General features: G+C 70.6%; 14 protein-coding genes. 6 read left to right on the forward strand and 8 right to left on the reverse strand.

All coding sequences use genetic code 11. The annotated features are described in order from the left end of the window. Positions 1 to 23: 23 nt before the first annotated feature. Both ACF1CT_RS01660 and ACF1CT_RS01665 read right to left on the reverse strand, forming a co-directional pair. Positions 24 to 668 carry a DUF6230 family protein gene (locus ACF1CT_RS01660; RefSeq protein WP_391781732.1) on the reverse strand — a complete coding sequence of 215 codons (645 nt, stop codon included), beginning with the start codon at positions 666 to 668 and terminating at the stop codon, positions 24 to 26. A 600-nt stretch (positions 669 to 1,268) separates the two neighbouring features. Continuing rightward, on the reverse strand, positions 1,269 to 2,249 hold the full coding sequence (locus ACF1CT_RS01665; protein WP_391781733.1) for a tetratricopeptide repeat protein: 981 nt from the start codon (positions 2,247 to 2,249) through the stop codon (positions 1,269 to 1,271). A gap of 314 nt (positions 2,250 to 2,563) precedes the next feature. On the opposite strand from ACF1CT_RS01665, the gene ACF1CT_RS01670 reads away from it, so the two are divergent. Beyond that, positions 2,564 to 3,193, forward strand: coding sequence for a TetR/AcrR family transcriptional regulator (locus ACF1CT_RS01670; RefSeq protein WP_391781734.1), 630 nt, complete (start codon positions 2,564 to 2,566; stop codon positions 3,191 to 3,193). An 85-nt stretch (positions 3,194 to 3,278) separates the two neighbouring features. On the opposite strand, the gene ACF1CT_RS01675 is transcribed toward ACF1CT_RS01670, so the two are convergent. From ACF1CT_RS01675 to ACF1CT_RS01690, 4 genes are all read right to left on the reverse strand, one after another. Continuing rightward, the gene (locus ACF1CT_RS01675; RefSeq protein WP_391781735.1) at positions 3,279 to 4,979 is read right to left on the reverse strand and encodes a methylmalonyl-CoA mutase; all 1,701 of its coding nucleotides are present in this window, start codon (positions 4,977 to 4,979) and stop codon (positions 3,279 to 3,281) included. 107 nt (positions 4,980 to 5,086) lie between these two features. Beyond that, positions 5,087 to 5,419, reverse strand: a complete 333-nt coding sequence (locus ACF1CT_RS01680; protein ID WP_391781736.1) for a DUF3817 domain-containing protein — start codon at positions 5,417 to 5,419, stop codon at positions 5,087 to 5,089. A 63-nt stretch (positions 5,420 to 5,482) separates the two neighbouring features. Further along, complete coding sequence (locus ACF1CT_RS01685; RefSeq protein WP_391781737.1) at positions 5,483 to 5,992, reverse strand: MarR family winged helix-turn-helix transcriptional regulator; 510 nt, start codon at positions 5,990 to 5,992, stop codon at positions 5,483 to 5,485. Between the two features lie 10 nt (positions 5,993 to 6,002). Then, complete coding sequence (locus ACF1CT_RS01690) at positions 6,003 to 7,421, reverse strand: MFS transporter (protein WP_391781738.1); 1,419 nt, start codon at positions 7,419 to 7,421, stop codon at positions 6,003 to 6,005. Between the two features lie 76 nt (positions 7,422 to 7,497). Between ACF1CT_RS01690 and ACF1CT_RS01695 the strand changes: the two genes are divergently transcribed. Beyond that, positions 7,498 to 8,493 (forward strand): DUF5937 family protein, encoded by a 996-nt coding sequence (locus ACF1CT_RS01695; RefSeq protein WP_391781739.1) that lies wholly within the window; start codon positions 7,498 to 7,500, stop codon positions 8,491 to 8,493. A gap of 90 nt (positions 8,494 to 8,583) precedes the next feature. Here ACF1CT_RS01695 and ACF1CT_RS01700 read toward each other — a convergent pair whose 3' ends face one another. Further along, complete coding sequence (locus tag ACF1CT_RS01700) at positions 8,584 to 8,883, reverse strand: MTH1187 family thiamine-binding protein (RefSeq protein ID WP_391781740.1); 300 nt, start codon at positions 8,881 to 8,883, stop codon at positions 8,584 to 8,586. Beyond that, entirely contained in the window at positions 8,880 to 9,230 is a 351-nt protein-coding gene (locus ACF1CT_RS01705) for a DUF3817 domain-containing protein (protein ID WP_391781741.1), read from the reverse strand. Before ACF1CT_RS01705 ends, ACF1CT_RS01700 begins: the two co-directional genes overlap by 4 nt. A 267-nt stretch (positions 9,231 to 9,497) precedes the next feature. Here ACF1CT_RS01705 and ACF1CT_RS01710 point away from each other — a divergent pair, with 267 nt between their 5' ends. From ACF1CT_RS01710 to ACF1CT_RS01725, 4 genes are all read left to right on the forward strand, one after another. Next, complete coding sequence (locus ACF1CT_RS01710) at positions 9,498 to 10,127, forward strand: AIM24 family protein (RefSeq protein ID WP_391782158.1); 630 nt, start codon at positions 9,498 to 9,500, stop codon at positions 10,125 to 10,127. Further along, a complete protein-coding gene (locus ACF1CT_RS01715; RefSeq protein WP_391781742.1) occupies positions 10,127 to 10,777 on the forward strand; it encodes an AIM24 family protein in 651 nt (216 codons plus the stop codon). The genes ACF1CT_RS01710 and ACF1CT_RS01715 overlap by 1 nt, the downstream gene beginning before the upstream one ends. Next, entirely contained in the window at positions 10,774 to 11,463 is a 690-nt protein-coding gene (locus tag ACF1CT_RS01720) for an AIM24 family protein (protein ID WP_391781743.1), read from the forward strand. Before ACF1CT_RS01715 ends, ACF1CT_RS01720 begins: the two co-directional genes overlap by 4 nt. A 361-nt stretch (positions 11,464 to 11,824) precedes the next feature. After that, positions 11,825 to 12,301 (forward strand): MarR family winged helix-turn-helix transcriptional regulator, encoded by a 477-nt coding sequence (locus ACF1CT_RS01725; protein ID WP_391781744.1) that lies wholly within the window; start codon positions 11,825 to 11,827, stop codon positions 12,299 to 12,301. Positions 12,302 to 12,516 lie beyond the last annotated feature (215 nt).

The following is a 12,516-nucleotide window of genomic DNA, read 5'->3' on the forward strand; positions in this document are numbered from 1 at the left end:
TCCGGCCACCCAGGGCAAGTGCCCTAGTAGCAAGGCTTGTTGCCCGACTTCAACCGCAGGCTCAGGTCGCTCAGCTTGAAGGTGCCGGCCGTGGTCGCCCACGCCGTCTGCCTCACGCCGGTCAGCTTCGCCACCTCCGCGCGCTGGGCGAAACTGTTCGGGTTGACCTTCTTCTTGGTACCGGCCTGGATACCGGGCTTGCCTATGCTGCCGGCCGCCACGCCGATGTCGATGTTGGTGAACTCGGCGTCCGCGTCGAGTTCGGCGACATCCAGGTACAGGTTGGTCGCGGTGACCGGCTTCTGCGGGTTCGTACCCGCCGTCAGCCGCAGCGTGACGGTGCCGAGTCCGAACGGCAGGTTCGGAGTGACCACCGACTGACACATGTTGGTGATCGTGGCATCGCTGAAGCCGGAGACGGCAACGGCGTGCGCCTCGTCCTTGGTGCCGTCGAGGCTCTTACCGGTGGCCACGGAGCCGTACTGCACGAAGTCGTGACCGACGAGGCTGTCCGCGGTCACCTTGAAGTCCTGGCCGGACACGCTGAACGACGCCGCGAGGGCGCCCTGGGCGAGACCGACACCGACAGCGGCGGTCGCGGCGATGCTCGGCACCATGACCAGAGCGAAGCGCTTCCATCTCGTGCCGCCACGAACCTGGGAACTCATCTATTTCCTCCTTCTCGGACGTACATCTCCGGTCCGGGCCCGGGGCCCGTCCCGAGATGGGAGAAGTGCTACGTCCTCGGCAAGGAGAGCGCCCGCGCGCGGAGGCGGGAACCGCGTCCGAATCGCCGGCGATCACCCCCGAGCGACAACCACTGGCCGCACAGGCGTGCGGCCGGTTCGGACAGGCCCTGCCGGACGGCAGGAACCCCCCTGTCCGGAGCCGACGCCACTGCCGTCGGCCCACTCGGTGGGGACCCGACGGAGCCACCGCGCCGACTGGCGGCCGGGCTGGGCGTCATCGGACCGAGCGTGGCCGATCGTGGTGCATTCGAGCCCGCCGCACAAGGGGTTCATTACTCACTGGTAATGACCGGATAACCGGCACACCACATGGCGAAACCACGCGGCCACGGACGGTGGCCCGGGCCGGACGGACGAAAGGGAGAATCGGGACCCTTATAGGGACAGAACCCGGGGGTCGATTTACTACGAGTAACAGGCGCTCGCTTTATCAAGATTTGGTAAAGCGGAGCCGTCTCTTATCGCTCTCTCGCGAAAACGGCCGCGGCATCCCGGGGGTGCCGCGGCCGCGTTGTCACATCAGAACAAGACCCGCGCCAGCGCGGTGCGCGCGGCACCCACCCGCGGGTCGTCGGGGCCGATCACCTCGAACAGCTCCAGCAACCGCACCCGCGCCGCGTCCCGGTCGTCACCGGCGGTCCGGCGTACCGCCTCGACGAGCCTGCCGAAGGCGTCCTCGACGTGACCGCCCACCAGATCCAGGTCGGCGGCGGCGATTTGGGCCGCCACGTCCGACGGGCGCTCCGCGGCGTCCTTGCGCACCTGCTGCGCGTCCATGCCCTGGACCCTCGCGAGGAGTTCGGCCTGGGCGAGGCCCAGCTTGGCCTCCGTATTGAGCGGGTCGTCGGACAGGACGCTCCGGTACGCCCGGACGGCGGCGGCGAAGTCATTGGTGTCCAGGGCCCGTACGGCCTCTTCGAGCAGGGCGTCGTACGGCCCGGCGGGCGCCTCGGCGGGGGCCCGGTCCGCTCCGTCGTCGGCGGCGGCGTCCTGGTCGACCACGATGCCGGTGAGACCGAACCGCTCCTCGCCGACCTGGACCAACTGGTCCAGCGTCTGCCGGATCTGGGCCTCGGGGGCGGCGCCCTGGAAGAGCGGAAGGGCCTGCCCGGCGACGACGGCGAAGACCGCCGGAATGCCCTGGATGCCGAACTGCTGCATCAGCATCTGGTTGGCATCGACATCGATCTTGGCCAGCACGAAACGGCCGTTGTACTCATGGGCCAGGCGCTCCAGGAGCGGGCCCAGCTGCTTGCACGGCTCGCACCATTCGGCCCAGAAGTCGATGACGACCGGGACCTCGGCTGAGCGCTGGATGACATCGCGTTCGAAGGCCGCCTCGTCGACATCGCTCACCAGGGCCGACGGCGGCACGGCACCCGCACCACCCTGCCGGGCGGCCTCGGCACGGGCCTGCTCCGCCTTCACCTTGGCCTCGCCGGCCGCCTTCACCGCGGCGAGGTCGACGACGCCGCTCATGGACATGTTCCTAGGCTGCATGCGTACATCCTCCCCCCTTGGCGCACCGATACGGAAAGCGATGCGGGAACCGCACCCGTCCGCACCCCCGCCGGTGTGCGGGGTGGACGGCCGGAGACGGTCCCCGGGCCCCTGAAAGACCCGTTCGGCGCCGGGTCCCCACCCGGTACCTGTGGCTGTCGTTCGGTCGTGCGTCACGACGGATCGACCGTCGCCCTTACGCTACGCCCCGTAGCGTAACTGCCCGACCCCCGTCTCGCACATGGGTGTTCGGTGATCTGTCTCACGCCGGACGGGACCGGCCGACTTTACCTACTGACGGGTATGGTCGCCGCATGCTGAGCCGCAGCCACCCCAAACCCCCGCGAACGGGACGTCCGCGCAGCACCGCGGCCGACGAGGCCATCCTGGAGGCGACCAGAGCCTCCCTGGTCGACCTCGGCTGGTCGAAGCTGACGATGGGCGACGTGGCGACGCGTGCCGGGGTCGCGAAGACGACCCTGTACCGGCGGTGGGCGGGCAAGAACGAACTGGTGGTGGACGCCGTCGCGGTCCTCTTCGACGAGCTGGAACTACCCGATCTGGGCAGCCTGGCGGCCGATGTGCAGGCGGTGGTGCTCCAGTTCGCCGCGCTGCTGGAGCGGCCGGAGACCCGGACCTCGCTGATGGCGGTGGTGGCGGAGTCGACCCGGGACGAGGCGCTGCGGGCCCGGATCCGCGACTCGATCGTGGACCGGCAGAAGCGGCTGGTGCTCCAGGGACGCCGCCGGGCCCAGGAACGGGGCGAGTTGCCCCGCGAACAGGACGGCGCCATGGCGGCGGCGACGGCGGATCTGATCTTCGACGTGATCGCCGGGGCGGTCGTGCACCGGGTACTGGTGAGCGCCGAGCCGGTGGACGCGGAGTGGGCCCGGCGCTTCACCGCCCTGCTGCTCGGGGGGCTGGAGGCGGCGTCCGCCGCGTAGCCCCCGCGGAGGAACGCCGCCGCGCGGCCCCGCACGGCGACGCCCCGGACGGGTGCCTCAGAGCCTGTCGGGCGACCTCGGGCTCTCAGAAACCGGGCGGCTCCGTGTAGGTGCCCCATTCGTCGCGCAGGACCCCGCAGATCTCGCCGAGCGTCGCCTCGGCCCGTACCGCGTCGAGCATCGGGCCGATCATGTTGGAGCCGTCGCGGGCGGCGGCCAGCATGGCGTCCAGCGCGGCCTTCACCCGGGCGTCGTCGCGGGCGTCCTTGCGGCCGGCGAGTGCGCGCACCTGCTCGCGCTCCACCTCGTGGCTGACCCGCAGGATCTCCAGGTCGCCGGTGACCGAGCCGTGGTGGACGTTGACGCCGACGACCCGCTTGTCACCCTTCTCCAGCGACTGCTGGTACCGGAAGGCGGACTCGGCGATCTCGCCGGTGAACCAGCCGTCCTCGATCCCGCGCAGGATGCCGGAGGTGATCGGTCCGACCGGGTGCTGTCCGTCGGGGTGGGCCCGGGTGCCGCGCTCCTTGATCTGGTCGAAGATCTTCTCGGCGTCGGCCTCGATGCGGTCGGTGAGCTGCTCGACGTACCAGGAACCGCCCAGCGGGTCGGCCACGTTGGCGACGCCGGTCTCCTCCATCAGCACCTGCTGGGTGCGCAGCGCGATCTCGGCGGCCTGTTCGGAGGGGAGCGCCAGGGTCTCGTCGAGGGCGTTGGTGTGCAGCGAGTTGGTGCCGCCGAGAACCGCGGACAGCGCCTCGACCGCGGTGCGCACGACGTTGTTGTAGGGCTGCTGGGCGGTGAGCGAGACCCCGGCGGTCTGGGTGTGGAAGCGGAGCCACTGCGCCTTGTCGGTCCTCGCCCCGTAGGTCTCCTTCATCCAGCGGGCCCAGATCCGGCGGGCGGCGCGGAACTTGGCGATCTCCTCGAAGAAGTCGAGGTGCGCGTCGAAGAAGAACGAGAGGCCAGGCGCGAAGGTGTCGACGTCCAGTCCGCGGGAGAGGCCGAGCTCCACGTAGCCGAAGCCGTCGGCGAGGGTGTACGCGAGCTCCTGGGCGGCCGTCGCCCCGGCCTCCCGGATGTGGTAGCCGGAGACGGAGAGCGGCTTGTAGGCGGGGATCTCGCGGGCGCAGTGCTCCATGAGGTCGCCGATGAGGCGCAGATGGGGCTCCGGCTGGAAGAGCCACTCCTTCTGCGCGATGTACTCCTTGAAGATGTCGGTCTGGAGGGTGCCGTTCAGCACGCCCGGGTCGACGCCCTGGCGTTCGGCGGCGACCAGGTACATGCAGAAGACCGGGACGGCGGGTCCGCTGATCGTCATGGACGTGGTGACGTCGCCGAGCGGGATGTCCCGGAAGAGGACCTCCATGTCCGCGGCGGAGTCGATGGCCACGCCGCAGTGCCCGACCTCGCCGAGCGAGCGCGGGTCGTCGGAGTCGCGGCCCATCAGCGTCGGCATGTCGAAGGCGACGCTCAGTCCGCCGCCGCCCGCGGCGAGGATCATCTTGTAGCGCTCGTTGGTCTGCTCCGCGTTGCCGAAGCCGGCGAACTGGCGGATGGTCCAGGTGCGCCCGCGGTAGCCGGTCGGGTGCAGCCCTCGGGTGAAGGGGTACTCGCCGGGCCAGCCGATCCGCTCGAACCCCTCGTACGTGTCCCCGGGGCGGGGGCCGTACACGGGCTCCACGGGGTCCCCGGAGAGCGTACTGAAGTCCGCGTCACGCTTGCGGGCCTTGTCGTAACGGGCCTGCCAGCGGCGGCGGCCCTCCTCGATCGCGTCAGCGTCCATACCCTCGAATTTACTAGGACGTCCTAGTAAATGTCGATGGCAAACCGCCTCGCACTCGGTACGGGGCGGTTCGGGGAGGTGCGGGCCGGGGCCGGGGCCCCGGCGGGTCAGGCCTTGGCGGTCGCCGGGGCGGCGTCGGTGACCAGTGGTTCGACCTCGCGCACGACCTTGCGTTCGACGAAGAACGCGGCGGTCGGGATGGTGCCGGAGATCAGGACCCAGAGCAGCTTGCCGACCGGCCACTTCGCCTTGGAACCGAGGTCGAAGGCGAAGATCAGGTAAATGATGTAGAGCACACCGTGGACCTGGGAGACGACGAGCGTCAGGTCCTTGCCCATGTCGAAGCCGTACTTGAAGACCATGCAGGTGCAGAGCACCAGCAACATGACGGCGGTGACGTAGGCCATCACCCGGTACCGGGTCAGCACACTGCGTTTCATGGCATCGAGCGTAACCGGACGACCCGGGCGATCTTGCAGCGGGCCGGGCCCCGGGCCGGCGGCCTACCGCTCCTGGAAGTCCTGCGCCGCGACCCGCAGCGGTCGCAGCATGGCGAAGATCTCCGCGCACTCCTCCGCGTCGTACGCCCCGAGCCCGAACTCCATGCCGACCAGGTCCTTCGTCGCCTCCTCGACGACCTCGCGCCCCTTCTGCGTGATGGAGGCGAGCGTGCCGCGTCCGTCGTTGGGGTTGGGGCGCTTGTCCACCAGGCCGGAGCGCACCAGACGGTCCACGGTGTTGGTGACCGACGTGGGGTGGACCATGAGCCGCTCGCCGATCTTGGACATGGGCAGCTCGCCGGCCTTGGAGAAGGTGAGCAGCACCAGGGCCTCGTAGCGGGCGAAGGTCAGCCCGTACGGCTTGACCACCGCGTCGACCTCGGCCAGCAGGATCTGCTGCGCGCGCATGATCGAGGTGATCGCGGCCATCGAGGGCACCGGCCCCCAGCGCTGCTGCCAGAGTTCGTCGGCGCGGGCGATGGGGTCGAAGGGGAGACTGAGCGGCTTCGGCACGCCGACGACCTTACCCATTGGCCATATGGCGGTCAGCTCCGTCTCGAACTTCGGTCCGAATACGTTCGCCGCGCCCGGTCCGCCGCACCTCCAGCACCAGCGGCAGCACGCAGAGGGCGCCCAGCGCCCCGGCCCCGGCGACCACCTGGTGCACCGGGAAGAACTCGGCGGCCAGCCCGGCGAGGGCCATGCCGACACCCTGGAGCGTCATCAACCCGGCGGTGAGCACGGTCATGGCCCGGCCGCGCAGCGCCCCCGGGACGGCCGCCACGAACCACTTGTCGAGGCCGATGACGTACGCCCCGCCCGCGCCCGCCACCGCCAGCACGATCGCGGCCGGGACGACGCCGGGCCGGAAGCCGTACAGCATCAGGGGCAGCAGCTCCAGGGCCGCGGCCGGCAGCACGATCAGGGAGCGCAGCCGGGGCGTCAGCCCGGTGCCCACGAAGAGCTCGGCGGCGATCTGGCCGACCGGCATCGCGCACATCAGCAGTCCCAGCGCGGCCGAGCCGACGCCGATCTCGTCCGCGTACGGGGCGGCGAGCGCCTCCGGCGCGACGAGGAACAGCGGCGGCACCCAGAACAGCAGCATCAGCGCGCGGATCCGGCGGTCGGCGAGGAGGGTGCGGACCCCGGCGAGCGATTCCCCGAGCAGGGCACCACCGCCGCTCGCGTCGGCCCTGGCCGGGCGGGCGCGGGTGCCGAAGCGGAGCAGGGCCGCCGAGCAGAGGAAGGTCACCGCGGTGATGGTGATCGCGCCGCGCGGGCTCAGCACGGCGAGCAGCAACCCGCCCGCACCGAAGCCGATGAGCACGGCGCTCTGCGAGACGATCCGCAGCAGCGAACGGCCGAGGACGAAGGCGTCGCCCCCGCCCAGGATCTCGGTGAGCGCGGCCATCCGCGTCCCGGTGAAGACGGGCGACACCGCGGCGATCACGCAGCGCAGCGCGAGGAGCCCGCCGACCGGGGTGGCCGGCAACAGCATCACCGCGACGCACCCCGCGCAGATCAGGTCGCAGGTGACCAGGACCCGGCGGGCCGGGTAGCGGTCGGCGACCCCTGCGAAGAGGGTGCCGCCGACGAGGTACGGGAGGAGGCCGAGCGCGAAGGTGAGTGCGCTGAGCAGGGGCGATCCGGTGAGGTCGTACACCAGGACGGTGAGGGCGAGCTCGCTGATGACGACGCCGAGGAGGGAGAGCAGGTGTGCGGCGAAGACCGCCCGGAACTCCCGCACCGCGAAGACGGCACGGTAGCCGCCGGGCGCGGCCGGGCCGGCAGGGGATTCCGGGGAGGCGATCGGTGCCGTGGGGCGGCTCTCCGTACTCTCGGTGCTCTCGGTGCTCACGGTGTTCTCGGGCGTCGCGGTGCTCGCGGGCGGGTGCTGCGCCGCACGGCACGGCTCCGCCGGGCTCTCGGTGTCTCTCGGCATGGACGCAGCCTGCGGCGGACGTGCCTGTTCTCCGTAGACTTTCGGCCCACACCGAAAGTTCGCGGGAAGGTCGCGCATGTCGTTCCAGCTCCACCTCGACGAGAGCGACCTGCTCCGCTGCCGGTTCGCGCTGTCCCCGCTCGGCGAGACGCAGGCCGCCGTGCGGGTGCTGGACCGGCCCGACAGGCACGGGTACCACCTGCCGTGGCTCCGGCTGATCCGGGAGGCGGCGACCGGACTCGATCTGCGACCGCTGTGGCTGCTGATGCCCCGCAGCGGGCACAGCCCGGACTTCTTCAGCCCGCCGCCGCCCGGCCCGGTGCCCTCCTTCGAGGAGGAGATCGCCGGAGTGAGGTCGCTCGATCCGGAACTCGCCCGTCAGGACCTCGCGCTGGCATTGGCGAACCGGCCGGAGGTGCTGCGCTCCCCCGCCGGACGGGCGATGCTCGCCGACCCCGCCCGGGCCCTCCGAGACCTGGCCGACCTGCTGGAGCGGGCCTGGAGGACCCTGATCGAGCCGCACTGGCCGCGGCTGCGCGCCCTGTTGGAGGCGGACATCGCCTACCACTCGCGCCGGCTCGCGGAGGTCGGCTTCGAGCGGCTGCTGGGCGAACTGAGCCCGCAGTTGAGCTGGTCGGAATCGACGCTCACCATCGTCGGGATCCAGGGACGGCACAGTCGGGTGCTCGGCGGGCAGGGGCTCGTCCTGATCCCCAGCGTCTTCTGCTGGCCGGACGCGGTCAGCGGCTACGAGCCGCCCTGGCAGCCGGCGATCGTGTACCCGGCGCGCGGGATCGGGGGGCTGTGGACCCGGTCCGCCGACCGCACCCCGAAGGCACTGGCGCGGCTGCTCGGCCGGGGACGGGCCGAGATCCTCTGCGCGCTCGACGAGCCGGCCGGGACGAGCGCGCTCGCCGAGCGGCTCGGCCTCGCGCTGTCCTCCGTGTCGGAGCATCTGTCGGTGCTGCGCGCGGCGGGGCTGCTGACATCACGGCGGTACGGCCATCAGGTGCTGTACGAGCGGACGCCGCTGGGCATCGCCCTGGCGGCGCCGGACACACCCGGCGCGTGACGGACAAGACCCCCGGCGCCGTCCGGCGGCCGGGGGTCGCGTCGGTTCACCGCGACGGGGAAGGCGGCGTCGGTGCCACCCCGCGAGGGCTCAGTCCGTCCCCGCGAGGTACCGCTCGACCGTCTCCACCTTGGAGGTCAGACCGTCGGTGACGCCCGGCCGGATGTCGGCCTTCAGCACCAGGGAGACGCGTCCGGCCCGGGCCTCGACGGCGGCGACGGCGCGCCTGACGACATCCATCACCTCGTCCCACTCCCCCTCGATGGAGGTGAACATGGCATCCGTGCGGTTGGGCAGGCCGGACTCGCGCACGACCCGGACCGCGTCGGCGACGTACTCGCCGACGTCCTCCCCGACCCCCAGCGGGCTTACCGAGAACGCGACGATCATGCGCCGACCACGCCCTCCCGGCGCGCCCGGGCTGCGATGACGCCGTCGGCCTCGTACCGCTTGAGGAGCTTGTCCCCGTACAGGCCGCCGAACGGAAGCACCGCGAGGAGGAAGAAGAGCGCGACGCGCTTCAGCGGCCACTTGGTCTTGGACCAGACGTCCAGCAGCAGCACGGCGTAGATCACGAAGAGCACACCGTGCAGGATGCCGAGCGGCATCATCAGGAAGTCGATGTCCGAGACCCGGCTGAGCACCGAGCCGAAAATGATCAGCGCCGGGAAGGAGAGCGCCTCGGGGATCGAGATGAGGCGCAGCCGGTGCAGGGCGGTAGCGGTCTTGATGTCCACGAGGGCACCTTCGGTGGGAGGGTCGTGACGGCTTGTGAACGCGGGCACAAGCGCACCCCATTGTGGCATCGGCCCGAGCGGCGCCCGGCCCCGGGGGCGTATGTATCCGGTCACGTGCCGCCCCCGTCCGGCGAGGTCGGGGCGGGGCTCGTCCCGAGTGCGTCCCGGTCCTGTACCGGATGTGCGTCAAGGGCGGTCGGGGAGGCCGGTTCCGCCTCGATGCCCTGTGCGGACCGGACAACTGCGGATAACGTCGGGCGGGTGGCGATGTTCCGACTCCAAGGCAGAACGCTGGCCGTCGACCTGAACGGCGACGCCGTCAAGGCGAAGAACGGCTCGATGGTCGCGTACGACGGCCGGATGACGTTCAAGAAGATGACCGGTGGTGGTGACGGCCTGCGCGGCATGGTGACGCGCCGGCTGACCGGCGAGCACATGTCGGTGATGCAGGTGTCGGGAAAGGGCACCTGCTACTTCGCCGATCGCGCGAGCGAGATCAGCCTCGTCCCGCTGCACGGCGACAAGCTCTACGTCGAGGCGAGCAATCTGCTCTGCGCCGACGCCGGGCTGCGCACCGGCACCACCTTCACCGGCCTGCGCGGCGGGGCGAGCGGCAACGGGCTGTTCACCACCACCGTCGAGGGCACCGGGCAGGTGGCGATCATGTCGGACGGGGCGGCCGTGGCGCTGCGGGTGTCGCCGCAGTACCCGCTGTTCGTCGACCCCGGCGCCTACATCGCCCACCAGGGCGGTCTGCGACAGCAGCTCCAGTCCGGGGTGAACTTCCGGACGCTGATCGGCGAGGGGTCGGGCGAGGCGTTCCAGATCCGGTTCGAGGGCGAGGGGATCGTCTACGTCCAGCCCAGCGAGCGCAACACCCTCGGGGGTGATGTCTGATGCCGTTCCGTGAGATCAACTCGAAGATGGTCGAGGCGACGGTGGTTCCCGGCCAGCGGCTGTTCAGCCAGCGGGGCGCGATGCTCGCCTATCGCGGCGAGATGTCGTTCACGCCGAACATCCTGGGCGGCCAGGGTGGTGTGATGTCGATGATCGGCCGTCGGGTGGCCAACGAGGCGACCCCGCTGATGACGGTCGAGGGGAACGGAACGGTGATGTTCGGCCACGGCGGCCATCACATCCAGGTGATCGACCTCTCCGGGGACACCCTGTACGTGGAGGCCGACCGGCTGCTCGCGTTCGACGGCTCGCTCCAGCAGTCCACCATGTTCATGGGTTCGCAGGGCGGGGTGATGGGCATGGTGCGCGGCCAGGTGACCGGCCAGGGGCTGTTCACCACCACGCTGACGGGGTACGGCGCGGTCGCCGTGATGGCGCACGGCGGGGTGATCGAGCTGCCGATCACCCCGGGGCGCGAGGTGCACGTGGACCCGCAGGCGTACGTCGCGCACCACGGCGAGGTGCGCAACAGGCTCTCCGCGTCGGTCGGCTGGCGCGAGATGGTGGGGCGCGGCTCGGGCGAGGCGTTCCAGTTGGAGCTGAGCGGGAACGGCACGGTGTACGTCCAGGCATCGGAGGAGAAGCTGTGAGCACGCCCGTGGTCTTCGACGCGATGACGCTGCCGTCGGACGACAACGTCAACGCGTACACCTTCTGCGTGGAGTTGGCGGGGAGCCAGTGGTTCCTGCAGAAGGGCAAGATGATCGCCTACTACGGGCGCATCGAGTTCGACGGCGTCGGCAACGGCAGGTTCGAACACCTGCTGCGGACGAGTTTCCACTCGCCGTTGCACGCGGGCGAGTGGGTGGTGGCCGAGGGCAGCGGCAAGATGCTGCTCGCGGACCGCGCGTTCGACGTGAACTCGTACGACCTCGACGACGGGAACCTGACGATCCGGGCGGGCAACCTCCTGGCGTTCCAGCCGTCCCTGGCGTTGAAGCAGTCGATCGTGCCGGGGTTCCTGACACTGATCGGCACGGGAAAGTTCGTGGCCGCGTCCAACGGTCCGGTGGTGTTCATGGAGCCGCCGCTGCGGGTCGACCCGCAGGCGTTGGTGGGCTGGGCGGACTGCCCCTCGCCGTGCCACCACTACGACCACGGCTATCTGACCGGTGTGCTGGGCGGCCTGCGGTCGCTGACCGGGATCGGCGGGACCTCCGGCGAGGAGCACCAGTTCGAGTTCGTGGGGGCGGGCACGGTGCTGCTCCAGTCGACCGAGACCCTGGTGCCCGAACAGCCGAGGGGCATCACGCCCGGACAGCCGGGCGTTCCCTGATGCCGCGGATACCGCGGGTGCCATGAGTGCCGTGTGGGCCGTCCGTGCCGTGAGCGCCGTGTGGAACGTGCGTGCCGTATGCGCCGTATGTGATGTGCGTGCCGCGGGTGCCGTGCATGACCCAGGTGCCGTACGTGATGTGGCCGGAAGTCGACGTGGCCCCGTGCCGCTTCCGGTCAACCCGGCTCCTCGCACCGTCCGGTCGGCACGGGACCACCGGAATTACTCCGGTTGGTGAACGGTAGTCTGCGGAGTGTGACGTCGAACGCCTGCGCTCCGCCCCGGAGCCGGATCGGGCGCGTGCCCGGCGTCACGCCTCCCCACTTCGTCCAGCTTTCAACTTCTTAGGTAGAATCCATACATGGAGACCGAGACGGCCACCCACTGGCTGAGCGACGCGGAGCAGTGCGCCTGGCGCACCCACCTGGACGTCAGCAGGCTGCTGATGCACCAACTGGAGAAGGATCTCCAGCCGTTCGGCCTTACCAACAACGACTACGAGATCCTGGTCAACCTTTCGGAGTCGGAGGACCAGCGCCTGCGGATGAGCGATCTCGCCGCCGCGACGCTGCAGTCCAAGAGCAGGCTCTCGCACCAGATCACCCGCATGGAGAGCGCCGGCCTCGTCCGCCGCGAGAACTGCGAGTCCGACCGGCGAGGTCTGTACGCGGTGCTCACGGAGGAGGGCGCGGAGACGATGCGGAAGGTGGCGCCGCACCACGTGGCCTCGGTGCGCAAGCACTTCATGGACCTGCTGACGCCGGAGTCCCTGGCGAACCTGCGCGCGGCGCTGGACCCGGTGGCCGAGCACCTGCGGGGACGACGCGGCAGGGCGTGACCCGCGCCGGAACGACATCGACGGAGGCACCCGGCGGCGGCGAGGCACGACCCGCGCCGGGTCCCGGCCGCGCTGCGACGTGGCCGGGGCTCAGAGCCTGCCGGGTGACCTTCGACCGGAAAGCCGACGGAGCATGGCGCCTGCGATTCCAAGGCGCCGGGAGGGCCCGATAGCGGAGCTGCTCGGTCGTTCCGGCAACGCCGGAAGCGTGCGCG

This window comes from Streptomyces sp. NPDC014734 (assembly GCF_043083325.1).
Classification (GTDB): domain Bacteria; phylum Actinomycetota; class Actinomycetes; order Streptomycetales; family Streptomycetaceae; genus Streptomyces.

Coding starts and splice junctions, on each gene's coding strand:
- ACF1CT_RS01675 (WP_391781735.1), bottom strand. CDS start 4,979: ATGGACGCTGACGCGATCGAGGAGGGCCGCCGCCGCTGGCAGGCCCGT.
- ACF1CT_RS01670 (WP_391781734.1), top strand. CDS start 2,564: ATGCTGAGCCGCAGCCACCCCAAACCCCCGCGAACGGGACGTCCGCGC.
- ACF1CT_RS01710 (WP_391782158.1), top strand. CDS start 9,498: ATGTTCCGACTCCAAGGCAGAACGCTGGCCGTCGACCTGAACGGCGAC.
- ACF1CT_RS01690 (WP_391781738.1), bottom strand. CDS start 7,421: ATGCCGAGAGACACCGAGAGCCCGGCGGAGCCGTGCCGTGCGGCGCAG.
- ACF1CT_RS01680 (WP_391781736.1), bottom strand. CDS start 5,419: ATGAAACGCAGTGTGCTGACCCGGTACCGGGTGATGGCCTACGTCACC.
- ACF1CT_RS01660 (WP_391781732.1), bottom strand. CDS start 668: ATGAGTTCCCAGGTTCGTGGCGGCACGAGATGGAAGCGCTTCGCTCTG.
- ACF1CT_RS01665 (WP_391781733.1), bottom strand. CDS start 2,249: ATGCAGCCTAGGAACATGTCCATGAGCGGCGTCGTCGACCTCGCCGCG.
- ACF1CT_RS01700 (WP_391781740.1), bottom strand. CDS start 8,883: ATGATCGTCGCGTTCTCGGTAAGCCCGCTGGGGGTCGGGGAGGACGTC.
- ACF1CT_RS01695 (WP_391781739.1), top strand. CDS start 7,498: ATGTCGTTCCAGCTCCACCTCGACGAGAGCGACCTGCTCCGCTGCCGG.
- ACF1CT_RS01725 (WP_391781744.1), top strand. CDS start 11,825: ATGGAGACCGAGACGGCCACCCACTGGCTGAGCGACGCGGAGCAGTGC.
- ACF1CT_RS01715 (WP_391781742.1), top strand. CDS start 10,127: ATGCCGTTCCGTGAGATCAACTCGAAGATGGTCGAGGCGACGGTGGTT.